Annotated in this window: 17 protein-coding genes and 1 pseudogene; all 18 read right to left on the minus strand. The window is 61.6% G+C overall.

The window, feature by feature from the left end; translation table 11 throughout:
• Positions 1-20: 20 nt before the first annotated feature.
• Entirely contained in the window at positions 21-737 is a 717-nt protein-coding gene (locus CAY35_RS07640) for a DivIVA domain-containing protein (RefSeq protein WP_109304043.1), read from the minus strand.
• Positions 738-906: 169 nt separating this feature from the next.
• Positions 907-1215 (minus strand): YggT family protein, encoded by a 309-nt coding sequence (locus CAY35_RS07645; RefSeq protein WP_258265696.1) that lies wholly within the window; start codon positions 1213-1215, stop codon positions 907-909.
• A 75-nt stretch (positions 1216-1290) separates the two neighbouring features.
• Positions 1291-1851, minus strand: coding sequence for a cell division protein SepF (locus CAY35_RS07650; protein WP_109304044.1), 561 nt, complete (start codon positions 1849-1851; stop codon positions 1291-1293).
• A gap of 55 nt (positions 1852-1906) precedes the next feature.
• Positions 1907-2680, minus strand: a complete 774-nt coding sequence (locus tag CAY35_RS07655; protein ID WP_258265697.1) for a YggS family pyridoxal phosphate-dependent enzyme — start codon at positions 2678-2680, stop codon at positions 1907-1909.
• Between the two features lie 12 nt (positions 2681-2692).
• Positions 2693-3445, minus strand: a complete 753-nt coding sequence (locus tag CAY35_RS07660) for a polyphenol oxidase family protein (RefSeq protein ID WP_109304045.1) — start codon at positions 3443-3445, stop codon at positions 2693-2695.
• A 4-nt stretch (positions 3446-3449) separates the two neighbouring features.
• A pseudogene (gene ftsZ, locus CAY35_RS07665) lies at positions 3450-4561 on the minus strand (cell division protein FtsZ).
• A gap of 335 nt (positions 4562-4896) precedes the next feature.
• Positions 4897-5787, minus strand: coding sequence for a cell division protein FtsQ/DivIB (locus tag CAY35_RS07670; protein WP_109304046.1), 891 nt, complete (start codon positions 5785-5787; stop codon positions 4897-4899).
• Positions 5784-7250, minus strand: coding sequence for a UDP-N-acetylmuramate--L-alanine ligase (gene murC / locus CAY35_RS07675; RefSeq protein ID WP_109304047.1), 1467 nt, complete (start codon positions 7248-7250; stop codon positions 5784-5786). Before murC ends, CAY35_RS07670 begins: the two co-directional genes overlap by 4 nt.
• A 62-nt stretch (positions 7251-7312) precedes the next feature.
• Entirely contained in the window at positions 7313-8416 is a 1104-nt protein-coding gene (gene murG, locus CAY35_RS07680) for an undecaprenyldiphospho-muramoylpentapeptide beta-N-acetylglucosaminyltransferase (RefSeq protein WP_258265698.1), read from the minus strand.
• Positions 8417-8439: 23 nt separating this feature from the next.
• Entirely contained in the window at positions 8440-9657 is a 1218-nt protein-coding gene (gene ftsW, locus CAY35_RS07685; RefSeq protein WP_109304048.1) for a putative lipid II flippase FtsW, read from the minus strand.
• A 46-nt stretch (positions 9658-9703) separates the two neighbouring features.
• A complete protein-coding gene (murD, locus tag CAY35_RS07690; RefSeq protein ID WP_109304049.1) occupies positions 9704-11242 on the minus strand; it encodes a UDP-N-acetylmuramoyl-L-alanine--D-glutamate ligase in 1539 nt (512 codons plus the stop codon).
• Positions 11239-12348, minus strand: a complete 1110-nt coding sequence (mraY, locus tag CAY35_RS07695; protein WP_109304050.1) for a phospho-N-acetylmuramoyl-pentapeptide-transferase — start codon at positions 12346-12348, stop codon at positions 11239-11241. Before mraY ends, murD begins: the two co-directional genes overlap by 4 nt.
• A 3-nt stretch (positions 12349-12351) precedes the next feature.
• A complete protein-coding gene (locus CAY35_RS07700; protein ID WP_109304051.1) occupies positions 12352-13839 on the minus strand; it encodes a UDP-N-acetylmuramoyl-tripeptide--D-alanyl-D-alanine ligase in 1488 nt (495 codons plus the stop codon).
• Positions 13840-13856: 17 nt separating this feature from the next.
• Positions 13857-15509: a UDP-N-acetylmuramoyl-L-alanyl-D-glutamate--2,6-diaminopimelate ligase gene (locus tag CAY35_RS07705; RefSeq protein WP_109304052.1), complete on the minus strand. Its 1653-nt coding sequence runs from the start codon at positions 15507-15509 to the stop codon at positions 13857-13859.
• Complete coding sequence (locus tag CAY35_RS07710) at positions 15503-17305, minus strand: peptidoglycan D,D-transpeptidase FtsI family protein (RefSeq protein WP_258265699.1); 1803 nt, start codon at positions 17303-17305, stop codon at positions 15503-15505. Before CAY35_RS07710 ends, CAY35_RS07705 begins: the two co-directional genes overlap by 7 nt.
• A 47-nt stretch (positions 17306-17352) precedes the next feature.
• Positions 17353-18156: a hypothetical protein gene (locus CAY35_RS07715; protein WP_109304053.1), complete on the minus strand. Its 804-nt coding sequence runs from the start codon at positions 18154-18156 to the stop codon at positions 17353-17355.
• Positions 18153-19232: a 16S rRNA (cytosine(1402)-N(4))-methyltransferase RsmH gene (gene rsmH / locus CAY35_RS07720; protein ID WP_109304054.1), complete on the minus strand. Its 1080-nt coding sequence runs from the start codon at positions 19230-19232 to the stop codon at positions 18153-18155. Before rsmH ends, CAY35_RS07715 begins: the two co-directional genes overlap by 4 nt.
• 258 nt (positions 19233-19490) lie before the next feature.
• Positions 19491-19922 carry a division/cell wall cluster transcriptional repressor MraZ gene (gene mraZ / locus CAY35_RS07725; protein ID WP_101629624.1) on the minus strand — a complete coding sequence of 144 codons (432 nt, stop codon included), beginning with the start codon at positions 19920-19922 and terminating at the stop codon, positions 19491-19493.
• Between the last annotated feature and the right edge of the window lie 712 nt (positions 19923-20634).

The following is a 20634-nucleotide window of genomic DNA, read 5'->3' on the forward strand; positions in this document are numbered from 1 at the left end:
GAAGCTGCCGTAGAGCTAGATTAGATCTGCTCCGAAATCGGGGTCTGGCCGTCGAGGTCAGACAGCTGGTCTGCGATGTAGGTGCGCAGGCGATCGCGGTAGCTGGTCTCGAAGGACTTGAGGTCCTCAATTTCGCCTTCGAGCTTGGTCTTCTTCTCAGCCAAGTCATCGAGGGTGCGGCGCTTGGTTTCTTCAGCGTCCTCGGTGGTCTTCTTCGCTGCTGCTTCAGCGTCGGAAACAAGGGACTGTGCCTTGGCCTGAGCCTCGGAGATGATGCGGTCGCGCTCGTTAGCACCCTGGGTCACGTACTCGTCGTGGAGGCGCTGTGCCATCTGCAGGACGCCTGCAGCCTGGTCTGCGGAACCGGTCGATGCGGCTGGAGCAACTGGTGCCGAGGTCTCAGCGGCTGCTGCAACTGGAACCGCTGGCTGTTCAACCTCTGGGGTCTCCTCAACCGGAGCAGCCTCGACGGTCTCTTCAACCTCTGGGGTTTCAGCCTCTGGAGCTTCAACCTCTGCCTCAGCGGTTTCCGAGGTTGCGGAAACTGGGGCTGGAACAACGTTGCCTTCCTGGCATTCAGCCAGCTGGCGACGCAGTTCAGCGTTCTCGTCGTTCAAGCGACGAAGTTCTTCGACAACCTCATCAAGGAAGTCATCGACTTCGTCCTGGTCGTAGCCTTCGCGGAACTTCGTAGGCTGGAAGCGCTTGTTGACTACATCATCCGGCGTCAGTGCCATCTGATCTCCTCGATTACTCGGGTACGGTCACCAGCGAAACTTACGCTGGTCACGACATTTAGTGACTTTGAAACGCCCGCGCTGAAGCCCCGCTAGACGAATGCCTGATTACGACTCTATAACATGCTTCGGTTTTTCGCGACGCGCTGGCCGTAAGACGCGGCTTAGCTCACATCATTCCTACGCCCAGGCGGAACACGAAGCCCTTGAGGATGGACACCACGAAGAACACTAGAATGAACGAAAGGTCCAGCTGGACGCCTCCGAAATTCACGGGCGGGATCACTTTTCGGACCCACCCGAGCAGTGGCTCCGTGGTGCGGTTGACCGTGCTTGCGAAGACAAGCGCGGCACCGCGAGGCCTCCAGTCACGAACGAATGAGTCGATGAAGCTCACAACGATACGGGCCATCAGCAAGTACATGAACAGGCTCAGCGCAAGGTAGATCGCACCGAAAATCATGCCGTTTGCACCCATGTATCCCTGGCCCTATCCGTGTGGTGAGTTTCTACGTCTCGGAAATGTTGTGACCCGCAGCGCAGCGCGGAAGAGTTAACTCTGGTTGAAGAATGCGGACTGGTCGTCGCCAGTGAGCTCTTCACCCAGGATTTCGACGCCATGTGGGGTGAGCAGGAAGACCTTGTTGGTTACGCGCTCGATGTTGCCACGCAGCGCGAACACGAGGCCGGCCGAGAAGTCGACGAGGCGCTTAGCTTCAGACTCTCCCATGTCAGTGACGTTCATGATCACTGGGATGCCGTCGCGGAAGCTCTCACCGATCGTCTTCGCGTCGTTGTAAGAGCGCGGGTGAACAGTCGTAATCTGACGCAACTCAGTGTCCTCCTCCGGCGCGGACGCCGCGCGCTTGATAGGCGTCACCGGAGCGCGGAAGTCTTCCGCAACTTTCGGTTCGGTTTCTGGCTGTGCAACTTCGACCAGCTGCGGCTTAGCCTTCTGAGGCTGTTCTGCTGCTGGTTCAGGCTTTACCTCGTGGCGCACCTGTTCCGAAGCGGCGGGTGTGACGTCCTTCGCCGGTTCCTGGCGTTTGACGTCGTCGTCCTCCGCCTCAGCCAGGCCAAGGTAGATCATGGTCTTGCGGAGGGCTCCTGCCATCGGATACTCCTTTAGTCGATGCGTGGGTGCCTTAACGTGCAGGCACCTTTCAAAGTTAACCCACCGCGGGGCGAGAACCCAGGACATCCGATCCGATGCGTAGGTGTGTCGCTCCTGCGGCGATCGCTTGTTCTAGATCATGGCTCATCCCGGCCGAGATTCCAGTTGCTTGGGGGTGTGTTTGGCGAATTCGCTGTGAAAGTTCACCTAAACGCTCGAAAGCTGCGGCCGGATCTTCATCTAGTGGGGCCACGGTCATGACTCCGTGCAGAGCGAGCCCCGGGCTTTCCGCGATGCTGTCGGCTACCGCTTGAGCACCGTTGATGCTGACGCCGCCGCGGCCGTCGTCGGGTTGGCTTTCGCGGACATCCACCTGGACGTAGCAGCCGAGTGGGTCGAGGCCTTCGTCGGCGCGGCGCCGCCCTGCACGTGCAAGTGCTTTGACCAGCGATGCGCGGTCTACGGAGTGAATTTCGTGCGCGTAGCGGACCACGCGGTTAACCTTATTGCTCTGTAGCTGGCCGATGAAGTGCCAGCGCAAGTCCGGAGCGTATTCGCTGAGCGCGGCGGCTTTAGGGGTCGCTTCTTGTTCGCGGTTTTCGCCCATGTCGCGCACGCCGAGGTCATAGAGGGCAGCGGCGTCCGATGGTGGGAAGAACTTGGTCACGACGATCAGCGTGGGCTCTTTCGCGCGGCCCGCAGCTTGGGTTGCTTTGGTGATGCGTTCTTTAACAGCGCTGAGGCGGGCGGCGAGTTCTTCGCGGCGTTCCTCTGTTGCGTTGAGGCTTGGTGTTTGCAGGTCCTGGGCTTGGTTGTCCTGGTTGCTCACTGTGTTCCTCTTTCAGTTGTTGCGCTGATAGATGATGGTCGCGTTGCGGTCTCGCTGGTCTGCTCCGCGGTACGAGTACCACGCGGAGTTTTCTAGGGTGCACTCCCCGGTTTCGTGGACGAGGGCGCCGTGCTCTTCGAGGACCGCGCGGGTTGCTCGCGGTAGGTCTAGCGATGGGGTGCCCCAGCTGGTTGTGGAGGCGATGGCGTCCGATGCTGTCCCTGGCATGGTTGCCGCCGCTTCGGTGACCATGTGTTCGGGTACTTCGTAGCAGCGCCCGCAGATAGCTGGCCCGATCCACGCCTCAAGGTTGGTAGCGTGCTGTCGTTTAAGTTCGGCGAGGGTGTTGTGGATGACCCCGGTGAGCAGGCCTTTCCGGCCTGCATGAATCACGGCAATCACAGTCCGACCAGCCGGGAGGCTCGCCGCGATCGCAATTGGGACGCAGTCTGCTGTCAACACGGCCGGGGCGTAGCTTCCGCTTGCGTCAACCAGCGCATCGGCTGTTGGCACATCATGCACGCGTTCACACGCATCAGCCCATGCGCCATCGGAATCGATGACCGCAACCGTGGGGCTGTGCACTTGCGACATGAGCGCGAGCGCCGCCGGGTCGATTCCAAGCTCTGCCGCTACCCGTTCGCGGGCCTGCATCACATGCGCAACGGAGGGGCCCTCCACCGTATGTACGGCGAGGTTCCCCTCCGTGCAACCTGTGAATGCTACGCCAACGTTCGAGTGAAGCGTGAACGTTTCGCAGCGCATCGGATTACTTCAAGAAGTCCGGAACGTCGAGGGAATCGCGTCCCGGTGGCATGACCGGCTCAACGACCTCTGGGACATCGCTGTCCGCGTCTTCCTCGATGCTGTCTGGAATCTGCTGACCCTGATCCTGCGCCTGGTGCTGGGCTGCGGCCGGCGCAGCTTCCTTGCTTGCAGCGCCCTGCTCGTCTACGCGGGAAGGGACTGACTGCTGGCCAGCCTGGGCGCTCTGCGCTGGGCGGGAGGTCTTGTCGACCTGGTCGAAACCGGCTGCGATGACGGTGATGCGGATCTGATCGCCCATCGATTCGTCGATTGCGGAACCGACGATGATGTTGGCCTCTGGGTGGACGACTTCCTGCACGAGGCGTGCGGCGTCGTTGATCTCGAACAGGCCGAGGTCCGAACCACCCTGGAAGGACAGGAGGACACCCTGTGCACCTTCGATGGATGCTTCCAGAAGTGGCGACGCGATGGCCTGCTCGGCCGCGTCAAGCGCACGGTTTTCGCCGCTTGCGGCACCGATACCCATGAGGGCGGAACCTGCGCCTTCCATGACGGTCTTGACGTCCGCGAAGTCGAGGTTGATAACACCCGGGGTCGTGATGAGGTCGGTGATGCCCTGAACACCGGAAAGCAGAACCTGGTCGGCGGCCTTGAACGCGTCCATCATCGTGATGCGCTCGTCGGAGATCGCAAGCAAGCGGTCGTTTGGAATCACGATGAGCGTGTCAACTTCGTCGCGCAACGCGTCGATGCCGGACTCTGCCGAGTTGGCGCGGCGGCGGCCTTCGAACGTGAACGGACGGGTCACAACACCGATGGTGAGTGCGCCGAGCGAGCGGGCGATGCGGGCGACGACTGGTGCTGCGCCGGTACCGGTACCGCCACCTTCACCTGCGGTCACGAAGACCATGTCCGCGCCGCTGAGGAGGTCGCTGATCTCGTCTTCGTGGTCTTCTGCTGCCTGGCGGCCAACGTCTGGGTTGCGCCGGCGCCGAGGCCACGGGTCAGTTCACGGCCGATCTCAAGCGTGACATCCGCTTCTGACAACATGAGGGCCTGAAGGTCTGTGTTGATCGCAATGAACTCGACGCCACGGAGGCCTTCTTCGATCATTCGATTGACTGCGTTGACGCCACCGCCGCCAACACCAACCACCTTGATGACGGCGATGTTTTCTTGTCCAACTGCCACGTTTCGGGTCCCCTGCTCGTAGTTGTTTGCTCGTAAAAGTTAAGCTGACGCCGGAGCATCATGCGATCCATGTATAGGCATGGTGCTGAAGCGATCTCCGAGCCTATGTATTGAGTAAACCGCCCGCGCTAGGTTGCTTCAAACCTTGCGTTCGGCGTGTCGTTGCGCTGTGAATGTTTTCGACCATCTTGCGGCAGATTCGACGGTTTTCTGAGGCCCATCTTTCAACCGTTGGTTGAGACTCCGAGCCAGGTCACCTACTTATTACGCGTTACTGGACGCTGAGGCGTCGAGACGTCAAAGACTTTGTCCTTGATGTCTTTTTGCTTCAGGAACGTCTCAACTAGCGCGGCTTTCATAGGGCCCTCGGTAGCGCTTCCCCATACGATCTTCCGGCCATCCCTCAGCGTGAACGTGATGGTGTCCACGGATTTCGCTTCCGCTTCCTTAAGCGATCCGAGCACTCCAGACGGAAGCTCAGAGAGCGATTCAACCAGGCCATCGAAAATCTGGTGCTCTGGGTCCTTCTCCGGAACCCGGACCAGCGGAAGCTTGTCGCCTTCCTTGCCGGCTACGACTTTGAGCGGAACACCGTTGTCGCCCACGATCCATCGCTTACCGTCACGTTCCATGACAGCGACCTGTCGGTGCTCCACGATCTCAACGCGCACATCGCGCGGCCCATCCAGCTGGATCCGGACGTCCTGAACCGCCGGGAACTTCTTGAGCAGCCGATAGATTTCCTTGTTGTTGAGGCTACCTACGGCTTTGCCTTTGAGAGGCTCGAGTGCCTCGACGAGCTTGTCGGTATCCGCGAGCTGAGCACCTGAAACGCTCACGTTCTTGACTGCAGCGAGCGGGCTGAGCGAAAGCCCAACCAAACCACCCACAACCAACACGAAGACACCCGCGCCAATGCTGAAGCGCAGAATCTTGCGACGCCGCGCACGGTCCTTCTTGTGCGGGCGGATCGGCGTAGGCTCAGCAGCAACATCGCCGGAATCAGCGGCGCTGGCATCGGCAGCACCATTTGCAGCAACGTCATTTGCGGCAGAGTCATGCGCGCCAGCGTCAGCATCGGCGTTGCCAGCCGCTGGCTTCCGTGGGTGAGCTACAGCGCTGAACTCAAACTCGTCGTCAGAACTCATCCGTTGTAGCTTTCACCGCTTTCGGCATCGTCAAAGCCGTGCTCAGCGATCTCTTCGACGATCTGCGGACCCAACGCAGTCACATCGCCTGCGCCTAGCGTCAGGATCACATCCCCCGGGCGGGCAAGCTCAGCCATCCGCGCGGGAACATCTTCCGCGTCAACCAGGGCGTATTCAACGCCCACGTGGTCCGCGATGAGCTGGGTGGTGACACCCGGGATCGGATCCTCGCGCGCCGGGTAGATCGGCAGCAACGTCACCGTGTCAGCGAGCGAAACCGCATCAGCGAAACCGTGCGCGAAATCCCGCGTACGGGAAAACAAATGCGGCTGGAACACGGCGTGCACACGTCCTTCCTCCGCGACGTCGCGAGCCGCACCCAGCGCGGCCGTAACCTCGGTCGGATGGTGTGCGTAGTCGTCATAGACCCGCACGCCGCGCGCCTCACCCTTGAAATCAAAACGACGCGAGGCGCCTTTGAAGTCAGCCAGCGCATCGGCACACTCTTGAGGGGCGAACCCGAGCAAAACGCCCACCGCAATAGCGGCGCTCGCGTTCAACACATTGTGCGCACCAGGGAACGGCAGGCTCAGCTGAGCTACACCGTTGCGGGTCGTGACCTTAGCCGTCATGCCGGTGCCCTGTGGCTGCATGCGAGACACCCGCACATCCGCGTCAGGGGTGAAACCATAGCCGACCACCTTCGGGCCATGGCCGTACGCGGAAACCTTCTGCGCAAGCTCAGCTGCACCCGCGTCATCCAGGCACACCACCACAGCGCCGTCCTCCGGGACGCGCTGCACATGCTTCTCGAACGCCTCGGCAACGGCTTCAGGAGTCCCGTAGTGATCCAGGTGATCCGGCTCGATGTTGGTCACCACCGCGATGCTCGGCTCATAGTTCAAGAACGAACCATCCGACTCATCGGCCTCAGCAACAAAAACATCGCCACCGCCAGCGGCCGCGTTCGTGCCCAGACCACCCACCGTCGCGCCGACCGCGAACGACGGATCCGCGCCCAGCTTGGTCAGCATCGTCGTGATCATCGAGCTCGTGGTCGTCTTGCCGTGCGTACCTGCAACCGTGACCGCCTCGCGGCCCTTCATGAGCAACGCGAGCCCCTCAGACCGATGCAAAACCCGCAGACCACGCTCGCGGGCCTCGACCAGCTCCGGGTTATCGTCGCGGATCGCGGACGACATCACGATCGTCTCCGCACCCTCGACATGCCGAGGCTTGAAACCAACAAACGTGCGCGCGCCAGCCGCCTCAAGCTCACGCAAAACCGGGAGGTCCTTCGCATCCGTGCCGGAAACCTCCATGCCGGCCGCAAGGTACAGCCGCGCAACCGCGGAAACCCCAACACCCCCGATGCCCAAGAAATGCACCGGACCCAAGTCACGCAGACTCAGATCCTCGATACTTCGGCCTTCAGAGCGGGCATCAGAACCCGATGCAGTCATGGTGTGGTTCCTCCACTTACAGCCAGAACCACCTTCAACAGTGGCTTCTTGGCCTCGAATGATTATTTAGATGCGTGGTCAGCAGCGATGTCGACGATGGTGGCCGCCATGGTCTGCGCCGCGTCTGTAATACCAACGGTAGCCGCCGCGATGCCCATCCGCTCAAGGCGCACCGGATCATTGAAAAGTGCCATGACATTCTCAGTGAGCCAGTCGCTCGTGAGCTCGGCGTCATTAACCATGAGAGCGGCGTGAGCATCGACCAAAACCTTGCCATTGAGCGCCTGCTCGCCATTGCCCACCGGCAACGGAACCAGGATGCTCGGCAAGCCTGCGGCCGCGATCTCGCACACCGTGCCCGCACCCGAGCGGCACACAATCACATCAGCGGCCTCATACGCCCGCTCCATAGCGTCAACGTAAGGGACCTGAACATACGCGGCACCACCCTCCGCGCCCTGAGCCTCAATCCCCTTGCCTTCACCCGTGATGTGCAGAACCTGCACACCGTTCCGGGTCAGCTCCTCGAGCGCGCCAGCCAGCGCCTTGTTGAGATTCACGGCACCCAGCGAGCCACCCGTGACCAACAACGTTGGGGCGTCCGGGTCCAAACCGAACCCGCGGCGTGCATCAGCCGCACCCGCTGCACGGTCCAACTGCGCGATCTCATCCCGCATCGGCATCCCCACATGCTGAGCGCCAGGGATCTTGGTTTCCGCGAACGCCGTGCCAACAAAGGCCGCCTTCTTAGCGCCCATCTTGTTAGCCATACCAGCGCGAATATTCGCCTCGTGGATCACCACCGGAACCTTCGCGCGGAAAGCAGCCTTATACATCGGCGGGCACACATACCCACCCACGCCGACCACCACATCGGCATCAACATCCCGCAGAATCTGCGCCGCACGACGCTGCGCCTCCAGATACTTGCGCGGGAACTGCAACGCAGCCTTATTCAACCGGCGCGGCATCGGAGCCTTCGGAATCAACTCCAGATCAAAACCCGCCTGCGGGACCAAGCGAGTCTCCAAGCCCTCCGGCGTGCCCACTACCGTGATGCGCGCCTCCGGCATCTTCTTGCCCACCGCCCGCGCCATCGCCAACAACGGCGAAACATGCCCCGCCGAGCCACCGCCGGCAAACACAACAGACAGTCCAGAGCCCACGCCTGATCCCTTCCTCATCACAGCTACACGCCGTTGCTTTCAACAGCCGGCGCCTCAACGGATGCCGCCCGCTGCGTCGCCATGATCTCAGTCCGTGCAATATTCAGCACCAAACCGACACCCACCAGCGTAGACAACAACGCCGAACCACCATACGAAATAAACGGCAACGGAACACCGATCACCGGAAGCAAACCGGAAACCATGCCGATGTTCACGAAAGCCTGGATTGCGATCCACGCCAAAACGCCGCCACACACAACCCGCGAATACAACGATTCGCCGCGGAAACCGATGCGGTAAATGCACACGATCATCACGATGAACGCCGCGATAATCGTGAGCGTGCCCCACAAACCGATCTCTTCACCGATGATCGCCATGATGAAGTCATTCTGCGCTTCCGGAATGTAGCTCCACTTCAAACGCGACTGGCCGAGCCCCACGCCAGTCCAACCGCCGGAAGCCAGCGCAAAGCGGCCCTGCAACGCCTGGAAACCAAGGCCTTGCGCATCGTCCTCAGCACCCTTACCTGCGAAAGACAAAATACGCATGATGCGGTTAGGGCTCACCGCAATAGCCGCAATGACCATCGCAAGACCGGCCGCGCCCAGCAAACCCAGAACACGCCACGGAGCACCCGAAACCAGGTACATCACCGCAAGAATCGACGAAAGAACCAGAACCTGGCCGAGGTCCTTACCGAGCATGACCAGCCCGATCGCAAACCCCACGACCAAGGCAACCGGAACCAGCGCATGTATCGGCTTATCCATCAAGCGGCGCTTACGCTCAAACATGGTCGCAGCGAACAAAACCATGACCGGCTTGAGCATCTCCGAAGGCTGCAACGTAACCGGGCCGAACTGGAGCCAGTTCTTATTACCGTTGACGTTCACACCGATCAGCAAGACCAGCCCTAGCAGGCCGATCATCCCGAGCATCGCGAGCCACGCGAACCGTTTAAGCCATTCGGTGGGCATCGCCATGATTAGGAACATCGCGACGATGCCCATGACGCCGAATGTCGCTTGCTTGATGAACAGCGAATACGGGTCGCGGTCAGCGGAAACGAATTCGACCGCTGAGGAGGACAGCACCATCACGAAACCGAACGCGGTCAGCAACAGGGTTGCCGCTACGAGGACATAGACCGTGGTGCGTAGCCCCGCGGCATCGGTGAGTTCGATGCGGCTGAGCTGCCTGCGCAGGAAACCCACGCGTGGCTTGGTGCTGGCCATGGGTACCTCCTGCAGTGATCCGGTATGTTGCCTTGTTTGTACGCCGTTACTCGGTTGAGTTGCCCAGTGCGTCCGTCACGGCCTTCGCGAACGCATGCCCGCGTGCGGCGTAGGAAGCAAACTGATCCATGGACGCCGATGCGGGCGCCAGCAGAACCGTGTCGCCTTCCTGCGCGACGCTCAACGCGTGCTGGACGGCTTGGTTCATGACGGCTTCGCCGAGCTCTGGGGTGACCTCGGTTGGTTCTCCAGTTTCTCCCACCTGGGTGCGTAGAACGGGAACGTCGGGCGCGTGTTGGCTGAGAGCTTCCTCAAGTGCTCTCGTGTCGGTTCCGATGAGCACTACGGCGCGCAGGTGGTGGCTGTGCTGTTGAACTAGTTCGTGGTACTCAACGCCCTTGGCCAGCCCGCCGGCGATCCACACAACCGTGGGGTATGCCGCGAGGGCGGCGTGCGCCGCGTGAGGGTTGGTCGCTTTAGAGTCATCAACCCACGTGATGCCGTTGGCTTGAGCGATGGTCTGGATGCGGTGCTCGCCGCGGTCATAAGCTCGCAGGCCTGCGGCAACGCCTTCCGCATTGATCCCAGCGGCGCGGGTCAGCGCGGCGGCAGCCAACGCGTTCGCGACCGTGTGGTGAGCAGGGCGTTCGCCCAGGTCCGACAGCTGAGCAAGCTCTTGGGCTTGCGTGCGGCGTTCCGCGATGTATGCGCGGTCCACCAACAAGTCTTCGACCACGCCCAGCATCGAAACCGCTGGGCTCTTGGTCGTGAAACCGATCCCGCGGCAGCCTTCAACCACATCGGCATCTTCGACCATCGTGAGCGTTACCGGATCTTCAGCGTTGAAGATCGCGGCGATCTTGGTGCGCTCATAGATCTTGGCTTTGTCCGCCTTGTACTGTTCGAAGCCGCCGTGCCAATCGACGTGGTCCTCGGCGATGTTGAGAACGGTCGAGGCCAGAGGCGAGACCGAATACGTGTGGTGTAGCTGGAAGCTCGAAAGCTCAACCACGAGCACGTCGAAGCCCTGCGGGTCACGGATCGCATCCAGCACTGGGGTTCCCACGTTGCCGACTGCGATCGCGCGGAAACCGTCCTGGCGGAGCATCTCGGCCGCCATCGTGACGGTTGTGGTTTTACCGTTGGTTCCGGTAACGCACAGCCATTCGGCCGGTTGCGCGAGTTCGCGGCCATCGCGCACGCGCCACGCAAGCTCGATCTCGCTCCACACCGGAATCCCGGCCTCGCGAGCCTCAACCAGCAACGGATGCGTAGGCCGCCAGCCTGGCGAAACAATCACCAGGTCAGGCTTTTCACCATCGACCGTCGGCAGCGCTTTGACGTGCTCTTCGCCGAGCGCAACCGAAACAGCGCCAACGATCTCGAGGGTCTGCTTGCGTTCGCGGTTGTATTCGTTATCCACGCCGTCGACCACCGCGACCTTGGCGCCGAGCTCAATCAGGGTGTCGGCTGCGGCGAAACCGCTCGCGCCGATTCCGGCTACGACGACGCGCAGGCCAGCCCAGTCGGCTCCCCACGAGTCAAGATGTTCAAGCCCACCCAGCATGGGTAGTTGCTCGGTCATACTCTCACCAGCCAGTCAAGGTAGAACAAGCAGAGACCCGCGATCACGAAGAGGCCTCCGAGGATCCAGAAACGCACCACAACGGTGACTTCCTGCCAGCCTTTGAGCTCGAAGTGGTGTTGCAGCGGCGCCATGAGGAACACGCGCTTACCGCCCGAGATCTTGAAGTATCCGACCTGAATGATGACGGACAGCGAGATCAGCACGAACATGCCGGCGATGACGATGAGCAGCAGCTGGGTGCGGCCGAGGATCGCGAATGCGGCGACAGCGCCACCGAGTGCAAGCGAGCCGGTGTCCCCCATGAAGATACGCGCCGGTTTGGTGTTCCACCACAGGAAGCCAACGAGAGCACCGATGAGGATGACGGCCCAGATCGCAAGGTCCATAGGGTCGCGGACGTCGTAGCAGGCGCCTTCAATTGCGCGTGCATTGCCACAGGTTTGGGATTCCTGCCACAGCCCGATGAGGGCGTAGGCGGAGAACACGAAGATCGAAATGCCGGTTGCCAGGCCGTCGAGGCCATCGGTCAGATTGACGCCGTTGGTTGTTGCGGTCGCGATCAGGTTGGCCCAGATGACGAACAGCACGGCACCGAACACGGGGCCTGCGAAGCTCAGGTCGAGCCACGGGATGTCGCGGGCAGCGGAGATCATCATGGAGCCTGGGGTGCGTCCTTGTTCGTCTGGGAACATGAGCGCGAGCACCGCAAAGGCCACACCGACGATGCCTTGCCCGAGGATCTTCTGCCACGGGGTCAGGCCGAGCGAGCGTTCTTGGCGGATCTTGGCGTAGTCGTCGAAGAACCCGACACAGGCCATGCCGGCCATGAGTAGCAACAGCAACAAGCCCGATGCGGTGGGCCCTGCGGTTGGTGAGTTCAGTAGCCACAGGATGAGGTGGGTGAGGAAGTACGCGAGGATAGCGGCAGTCACGAAGACTGCGCCGCCCATCGTGGGGGTTCCGCGTTTAGACATGTGGCTTTGCGGGCCGTCTTCGCGCACGAACTGTCCGTAGCCGCGCCGGGTCACAAGGCGGATGAACAGCGGCGTGCCGGCGAAGGAAAGGATGAGGGCTATGACGCCACCGAGAACGAGTCCAAGCATGTATCAGCCTTCCCGCGCAACGTCGGCCTGAGCGAACTTTTCACCGAGCCAGCGTAGGCCGGCACCGTTCGAGGATTTGAACAGCACAACGTCGCCGGCCTGAACGTTCTCGTTGAGGAACGCTTCGGCTTCGTCTGCGGTTTCGAACCAGGACGCTTCGTCGCCCCACGACCCCTCTTGCACGGCGGCGGAGTGGATCGGCTTGGCGCCCTGCCCCACGACTACGGTCTTGGAGATGTTGAGTCGCACGGCCATGCGGCCGAGGCGGTCGTGTTCGGTGATGGAGTCGTCGCCGAGTTCGAGCATCTCCCCCAGTACGGCCCACGTACGGCGTGGTTCGCTGTGTGCGTTGCCGCGTTCGATTTCGGCGAGCAGCTGGAGTGCGGCGAGCATGGATTCCGGATTGGCGTTGTAGGCGTCGTTGATGACGGTGACGCCGTCGGCGCGTTCTGTTCGTTCCATACGGTGCCTTGAGATTGCTCCGAGTCCTGAGAGGGTGTCTGCGATGAGCCCAGATTCGATCCCGGCCGCGCTGGCCGCGGCAGCTGCGGCGAGGATGTTCGGTACGTGGTGGCGTCCGACGAGGCCGGAGGTCACCTGGCGGACGGATCCGTCTGGGAACGTGATAGCGACGACGGGGTTGCCGTTGCCGTCGAGGTGCACGTTGGTTCCGTAGACGGCTCCCGCGAGGTCTTCGCCCTCGCTTGTGCCGGTTGCGTTCGCGGCTGCGGGGTTGCTTTCGCTGAAGCTCCACACGGGTGCCTGGGCGGCTTCGCGCATGTTCCATACGGTCGCGTCGTCGTGGTTGAGCACCACTGCCCCGTCGGTTCCCACGGCTTCGACGAGTTCACGCTTAGTCAGCGCGATGTTTTCGACGCCACCGAATTCGCCGACGTGCGCGGTTCCGACCATCAACACAACGCCGATGTCTGGTTTGACGATGTCGGCTAGGTAAGCGATGTTGCCGCGCTGCGTCGCGCCCATTTCGGCAACGAGGTAGCGAGTGTTTTCCGTCATTTCGAACACGGTAAGCGGCAGGCCGACTTCGCCGTTATAGGAGCCCTGCGGCACCACGGTTGGGCCTTCGTGGCTCAGGATCGCACCGAGCAGGTCTTTGGTCGTGGTTTTGCCGGCGGAACCGGTGATCCCGATGACGGTGAGGTCGCCGTTGGCGCGTACGGTTTCGACGACGTGGCGAGCGAGCACGCCCATCGCGGCGACGACGTCGTCGACGATGATCATCGGCAGGGGCTGGCCGTCGGCGCTGGTGACTTCGCGTTCGCCGAGGACTGCTACGGCGCCGTCGTTGATCGCGGCTGCGGCGTATTCGTGCCCGTCGGTGGTTTCACCTGGCTTGGCTACGAAGAGCGCTCCGGGCGTGATTTCGCGGGAGTCGGTGGTGACTGCTTGGATGTGCGCTTCGGTGTCCACCGGGCCATAGATGCGGCCTCCGGTGACATCGGCGAGTTGCTTCAAGTTGAGAGTGATCATGGTTCTGTTGACTGACTCTACTCGGTCTTGGTGCTTTGTTGTGTGAGTGCGGCGCGCGCTTCTTCGCGGTCGTCGATGGGTACGAGGGTTCCGCTGACTTCTTGCGCGGTTTCGTGGCCGCGGCCTGCGAGCAGTACGACGTCGTCGTCGCCTGCCATGTGGACGGCTTGGTGGATTGCGTTGGCGCGCGGCGCGGCTTCGAGCACGGTGGCGCCGGTGGTTGCGGCTGCTTCGCGTGCGCCTTCCAGCACGGCGGCGCGGATGGTGGCTGGATCTTCATCGTGTGGGTCGTCGTCGCTCACGATCACGACGTCGGCGTTTTGTGCGGCGATGCGTCCCATGATGGGGCGTTTGAGCTGGTCGCGTTCCCCTGTTGCACCGAAGACGACGATGACGCGGCCTTCGCCGGTGCGTACGGATGCGAGGGCGCGTTCGAGGGCGTCGGGGTTGTGTGCGAAGTCGACGATGACCGCGGGGCGGGTCGATACGACTTCCATCCGGCCGGGCACGCTTGGGGTCAGCGGTGCGGCTTCGCTCGCAATGGCTTCCTGCAGCCGCGCTACGGGCACTCCGGAGGAGAGCACCATGACCAGCGCGAGTGCGGCGTTGGCGATGTTGAATTCGCCTGGCATGTCTACGTGCGCGTCGAGCGTTTGTGGCGCGCCGGCGTCGTCGGCTGGGCCGGTGAGGGTGAAGCGGTAGCCGAGGTGGTCGCGGCGGATGTCGCGCACGGTCCAGTCGGCGTCGTTGCCCGCTACAGACAGTGTTTGGACCGGGATGCCCGCGGTTTCGGAGAGTTTCTTGCCCCACGCGTCATCGACTAGGACCACGCCGGTGCGCGCGTGTTCTGGCGTGAAGAGCTGGGCTTTGACGTTGAAGTATTCCTCCATCGAGCCGTGGAGGTCGAGGTGGTCTTGGGTGAGGTTGGTGAAGCCGACCACGTCGTAGAGCAACCCGCTGATGCGGTGGAATTCGATCGCGTGAGATGAGACTTCCATCGCGATGGTGTCGACGCCGGATTCGCTCATGCGGGCCCGGAGCGCGTGGAGCTGGGTGGCTTCCGGCGTAGTCAGCTTGGCTTCGATGGTTTCGTTTCCGGACTGGATTTCAATGGTGCCGATGAGTCCGGTGTTGTGTCCTGTCGCGTTGAGCAGGGAGCGCACCATATATGTTGTGGTGGTTTTCCCGTTGGTTCCGGTCACGCCGATGAGCGCCGGGAGCTGGCGGCCGTTGCCGCCACCTTGGTCGCCGCCGCTGTAGATGGTTGCAGCGAGGTCGCCAAGGCGGGTGCGTAGGTTCTGGGTGACCACGATGGGCGTGCTGGTGCCATCTGTTCCAGCGAGTTCGGCGCGGATGAGTTCAGCGCCGGCGTCGTCGGTCACGATGGCGGCGGCTCCGGCGTCGATGGCTTGGGTTGCGTAGCGCGCGCCGTGGGTTTTGGCTCCGGGCAGCGCGGCGTAGAGGTCGCCTGGCTGGACGGCTCGGGAGTCGAGGGTTACGCCGGTAACTCGGGTCTCGGCGGCCTCGGGCGCGAGCTCCGTGGTGTTAGCTGCGAACTCTGCTTGCGAGAAGAGTGCTGCAAGTGTTGCGCCGGTTGTGTGCTTTGGACGGAAGGCTTGTTCGGCCTGCGCCGCACTGTTGGGGGTGTGTGACACGGGTTTCCTTACCATCCGTAGTTCTGTTTGTCGCCGGTGAATACTTTATAGGCCTTGGATTTTGCATCGCTTGGGGCGAGGCCGCGGCTGCGCACAGTTGCTTCCATGATGCTGGTGAAGGTGTCCCCTACTGACCAGTCTTTCCAGTTGCCTTTCGGGTGGTGCATGGTCACGAGCACGAGGTACTGAGGATCGTCCGCGGGTACGACGCCGCCTAAGGCCTGGGAGTGTTGGTCGAATTTACCGCTCGGTCCTTGGGCCTGCGCGGTACCGGTTTTGCCGGCTACGCGATAGCCGGGCATCTTCATGGCTTGCGCGGTTCCGTGTTCAACCACGGATTCCATGGTGCGCAGCATCTTCTGTGAGGTGTCTTTGGAGACCACGCGCTGCTTCTCGCCGGTTGGTGCTTTGGTTTTGTTGCCTTCGGCGTCGATGTAGTTTTCGACGATGGTGGGCGTGATTCGTTCTCCGCCGTTGGCGATCGCTTGGAACATCGAAGCGGTGTTCATGGGTGAGAGCGAGTAGCCCTGCCCGAACATCGTGGTGAGGCGTTGGCGGCGGTCCCAGTTTTCGGGTTTCACGAGGATTCCCGGGTTGCCGGGGCCGAGCCCGACGTCGAGGGATGAACCGATGCCGAGTTTCTTCATGAATTCGTAGCGGTCTTTGTCTTTGAGGCGTTCGCCGATCATGACGGTTCCGGTGTTGTAGGAGCGTGCGAAGATACCGGCTCCGGTCATGTCGAAGGTTGCGTGTGGCAGGGAGTCAGAGATGAGTTCTTGTCCGAATTTTTTCTTATTCGGGACTTTGAAGTTCTCTTCTGGCTTGAGTTTCCCTTGCTCGTAGGCGAGGGCGAAGGTTGGGATCTTGCCGGTTGAGCCGGGTTCGATGGCTTGGCTGATCGCGGTCGAGGTGCGGTAGTCGGCGTCGGTCTCGGCGGGGTCGTTGGGGTCCATCGGGGTCGAGTCGGCGATCGCGAGGATGCGGCCGGTTTTGATGTCCATGACGATGGCGTTGACCCAGAGCGCATTGAATTGTTTGCGTTTGGACATCACGGCTTCTTGCGCTGCCCATTGGATGTCTTGGTCGATGGAAAGTTGGACGTCTTGGCCGTTGACGGCCTCTTTTTCGGCTAGCGCGGCGCCGGGGATGCGCACGCCGTCTGCGGAGCGTTCGTAGACGCGTTCGCCGGGGATACCTTCTAGGTGTTTTTGTTGCGAGAGCTCGATGCCGCTCGCGCCTTTGCCTTCAGCGTTGGTGAAGCCGAGCACTTGGCCGGCGATCGCGCCGTTGGGGTATTCGCGGTGGGCACGTTGTTCGGTGCTCATCCATGGGAACCCGATGCGCATGACTTCGTCGCGCACCTTGGGCGTCACGTTTTTAGCGATGACGGAGTACCCGTTTTTGCGTTCGCCCTCAACTCCGAGCATGAGGTCGCGTACCTCGTCGGGGTCCTTGCCAAGTTGATAGGCGACTTCTTCCGCTGCTTGTTCGGAGGTGATGGTTTCGCGTTGCCCGGTTTCGGGGTTTTTCCGCGAGAATTCGTCCGCGACGAGGTTTTGGTTGACGATGATGTCGTAGCGCACCACGGACATCGCGAGCACTTCCCCGTTGCGGTCCAGGATGCGTCCGCGGACGGGGTGCAGGGTTTCTTTTGTGGTGCGGGATGAGAGCGCATCGGCCGCGGCTTGTTTGGAGTCGATCCCTTGGACCCAGACCATCCGCCCTGCGAGCACGAGCATGAGCAGCATCACGAACGCGAGCAGCACCCGCATGCGTTTCACGGAGCGGAGTTCAGCGGTGCTACGTGCCATGCGTGTCTCCTGGGGTGTAGGTCAGGGAGTAGTTTCCAGCATGAGGTTTAGTTCCCGCTGGTTTCTCCGGTGGTTTGTGGACCGGGGATGCTTCCGCCGTTGAGGTCTTTGCCGTCGAATGGCTTGGTTTCCTTCTGAGCGTCGGCGGTCTTCTTATTATTGCCGGCGGTGTCTTTCGCGTCGGTGCTCTTCTGAGGGGTGTCGCTCACGTTAGCGTCCCCCTTGCTGGTCTCGGCAGCGCCTGTTCCGTTGGCGTCCACACCCGGAACAGCCGCAGATCCGATCGACGAGCTGGTGCTTTGCTGCTTAGTAGCCGCTTCGTTTTGCTTGGCGCGGATGGCTTCGCGGGCGCGCTCTAGTTCGCGTTCGCTGTAGTCGTGCGCGCGAGGCGCTTTGACGTGGGGGCCGTTGGCCGCACCTTTGTCTTTCTTTTTCGCTTCGGTTGCGGTGCCGTAGATTTTCTTCTTTTCGATGTCGATCGTGGCGGCGCTTCCGGAGGCGGTCATCCCGAGTTTCGCTGCGTTTGCGGCGAGATTTTGTGGGGACTTTTTGTTGTAGAGCTCAGCGCTTCGCGCCTGGTTGTCTTGGACGAGTTGCTGCTGTTGTTTGTTCAGCTGGACGAGTTCGTACTGGCCTTTGGCTACTTTGACGTTGATGCCGAGTGCGGTTGCGACTGTGACGCCGATGATCACGAGGCACAGCACGATGAAGCTCCACAGGCGTTTGCGGGGCTTGTATTCGATGATGGACAGCGGCGTCCGCGTTTCAGCCTGGGCGTCACGGTAGGTGCCGCCATCGTACTGGGGTTCAGCGTGGTTGGGGTTGACCCTGAGCAGTGGTTGTGCGCTCATGAGTTCCTCCTGGTGCGTTGGCTGAAGCGGTCGCTGTAGTGGTGGCGGCTGAGTGGTTCGCGGGTACGTTCCACTGCGCGGAGTCGGGCGGCAGCGGCGCGGGAGTTTTCTTCGACTTCTTGTGGGGTCGGTTTTTCGTTGCCGCGGGTTACGAGCCGGTATTGGGCTTTGTGTTCTTCGGGTTCGACGGGGAGCCCGGCTGGCGCGGATGAGGTGGTGGCTTCCGCGAAGGCGTATTTGACGAGCCGGTCTTCGAGGGATTGGTAGCTCATGACCACGATGCGGCCGCCGGTTGCGACGGCGTCGAGGGCTGCCGGGAGAGCGGCTTCGAGGACTGCGAGTTCGTCGTTGACTTCTACGCGCAGCGCTTGGAAGGTTCGTTTGGCGGGGTGGCCGCCTTTGGTTCCGCGTGGGTAGGCGTCGATGATGAGCTGCGCGAGTTGCCCGGTGGTGGTGAACGGCTGGGTTTCGCGGGTGCGCAGGATCGCGTCGATGATGCGGCGCGCGTGGCGTTCTTCGCCGTAGGCCTTGAGCACGCGGGTCAGTTGTTGGTGCGTGTAGGTGTTCACGACGTCGGCCGCGGTGAGCGTGGACGTAGTGTCCATGCGCATGTCGAGCGGGGCGTCGTAGGAGTAGGCGAAGCCGCGTTCGCGTTCGTCTAGCTGATACGAGGAGACGCCGAGGTCGAAGAGGATGCCGTCGACGGCATCGATACCTGTGGTTTCGCGTGCGGTGTCGATGTTGTCGTAGGTGGTGTGGCACGTGACGAGCCGGTCGCCGTATTCGGCGAGGCGTTCGCTTGCCATGGCGAGCGCGTTGGTGTCGCGGTCGATGCCGATCACGTGGGTGTCGGGGTTGCGGGCGAGGATTTCGTGAGTGTGCCCGCCCATGCCGAGTGTCGCGTCGATGACCCAGGGGGTGCGGCCGGCTTCTCGCGCGGCGTCGATGCCCGGTTGGAGGAGGTCGAGGCAACGGTCTAGCAGTACGGGGGTGTGACGTTCGGCTGGGGTCTGGTGTTCAGCGGGGGGCTGTGCGCGGGTGGCCGCGGCATCGGCGAATGGTGCTTCGTCGTGCACTGAGCTGCCACCTCCTGCGGGGCTTGGGTCTATGTGCGCCGGCCCGCTGCGTGGTCGGTCTGTACTGAATTCGTATGGGTTGAAGATATTTGTGTGTGGTGAAGATGCTCCGAGGGGCTCGTTCCCCCACCGCGAACCTGTTTGGTGGCCCGGCTCAGGGGAAGGTGAGTCGGGATACCTGCGTCCGCGGGAGGAGAGCGCGCCCCTCGGTTTCCGGTGCTTCTACGTGGTCTGCTGGCTGAGGTGCCGGCTGGCCTTTTAGAAGAAGCCGGGTATCACTTCTTCGTTTGTGTCTGAGAAGGAGTCTTCCTGCTCAGTGAGGTAGCTGTTCCAGGCTTCGGTGTCCCAAATCTCTGCTCGGCTGCCGGCTCCGATCACGGTTACGTCGCGATCGAGGCCCGCGTAGGCCCGCAGTGGTTGTGGGATGGTGACGCGCCCCTGTTTATCCGGCATCTCGTCTGAGGCTCCGGACAGGAAAACGCGAATGTAGTCCCGTGCTTGCTTTGAGGACATCGGGGCGGCCCGGAGTTGCTCGTGGACCGCCTCGAATTCCTTAGCGCTGAAAACGTAGATGCATCGTTCCTGGCCGCGGGTCAGGACGAGGCCCTTGCTGAGCTCGTCCCGAAACTTGGCCGGGAGGATGATGCGTCCTTTTTCATCAAGACGTGGCGTGTACGTCCCAAGGAACATACCGCCACCCCTTTCTGAAAGTGGTGGAGTTCAGGGCGTCCACTCCCTGAACTCCATCTAGCTCCAACAGCCCCCACTTTACTCCACTTCACTCCCCCGTCAAATGGTTTGCCCGTGTTTTGAGAAAAATCTGTGAAATACCTATGCCCGTTTTTCCTTGAAAACACGGGAAAGTTTGCAGGTGGGGTGAAAGTGGAGGGAAATAATCTTGGCGGCTCACACTAGCGACCTCTTTAGCCTCCAGTCGACCCAAAGTGGCCCGAAAGCACGTGGGCGGGGTTGACGGTGGATGAAAGTGGAGATCGATTGGAAGCAAGGTCTTCGAACAATTCCGCCCGAAAGAGTGGCAACAACACCAGGTCTCGACAGCACAGCAAGAGACGAGGTATAGCAGTGACACCCCAACACGACTCTCGGTTCGCCACAGCACTCCTAGCCGCACGGTCGGACCTATACCGCATCGGTGATCTGCCATATTCAACGGCATCAGTTCTTGCCAGCGCATTCCGACCGCGACTTTGCAACCACGGCGCTTGGCAAACAGGCAACGACGATGCGCTCTTCGGCACAGCTGAAGTTGTTGACTCCATCGTTGGAGACAAGCCACTCCCCAGCAGGGCGTGAGGGCAATGTCACCTGGCATGAGCGCCGCAAGCAGTAGATAGTTCACCCTCAGCGGGCATATAGTGGAGTCATAGCCTAGCCACAGGAA

It is taken from the genome of Pseudoglutamicibacter cumminsii (assembly GCF_003143995.1).
GTDB lineage: Bacteria > Actinomycetota > Actinomycetes > Actinomycetales > Micrococcaceae > Pseudoglutamicibacter > Pseudoglutamicibacter cumminsii_B.

Bases quoted from the DNA above. Each gene is read 5' to 3' on its own strand.
- murD (WP_109304049.1), bottom strand. From the start codon at position 11,242: ATGACCGAGCAACTACCCATGCTGGGTGGGCTTGAACATCTTGACTCG.
- ftsW (WP_109304048.1), bottom strand. From the start codon at position 9,657: ATGGCCAGCACCAAGCCACGCGTGGGTTTCCTGCGCAGGCAGCTCAGC.
- CAY35_RS07660 (WP_109304045.1), bottom strand. From the start codon at position 3,445: ATGCGCTGCGAAACGTTCACGCTTCACTCGAACGTTGGCGTAGCATTC.
- CAY35_RS07715 (WP_109304053.1), bottom strand. From the start codon at position 18,156: ATGAGCGCACAACCACTGCTCAGGGTCAACCCCAACCACGCTGAACCC.
- CAY35_RS07700 (WP_109304051.1), bottom strand. From the start codon at position 13,839: ATGATCACTCTCAACTTGAAGCAACTCGCCGATGTCACCGGAGGCCGC.
- CAY35_RS07645 (WP_258265696.1), bottom strand. From the start codon at position 1,215: ATGGGTGCAAACGGCATGATTTTCGGTGCGATCTACCTTGCGCTGAGC.
- CAY35_RS07710 (WP_258265699.1), bottom strand. From the start codon at position 17,305: ATGGCACGTAGCACCGCTGAACTCCGCTCCGTGAAACGCATGCGGGTG.
- mraZ (WP_101629624.1), bottom strand. From the start codon at position 19,922: ATGTTCCTTGGGACGTACACGCCACGTCTTGATGAAAAAGGACGCATC.
- CAY35_RS07640 (WP_109304043.1), bottom strand. From the start codon at position 737: ATGGCACTGACGCCGGATGATGTAGTCAACAAGCGCTTCCAGCCTACG.
- murC (WP_109304047.1), bottom strand. From the start codon at position 7,250: ATGACTGCATCGGGTTCTGATGCCCGCTCTGAAGGCCGAAGTATCGAG.
- CAY35_RS07705 (WP_109304052.1), bottom strand. From the start codon at position 15,509: ATGGTAAGGAAACCCGTGTCACACACCCCCAACAGTGCGGCGCAGGCC.
- CAY35_RS07650 (WP_109304044.1), bottom strand. From the start codon at position 1,851: ATGGCAGGAGCCCTCCGCAAGACCATGATCTACCTTGGCCTGGCTGAG.
- CAY35_RS07670 (WP_109304046.1), bottom strand. From the start codon at position 5,787: ATGAGTTCTGACGACGAGTTTGAGTTCAGCGCTGTAGCTCACCCACGG.
- mraY (WP_109304050.1), bottom strand. From the start codon at position 12,348: ATGCTTGGACTCGTTCTCGGTGGCGTCATAGCCCTCATCCTTTCCTTC.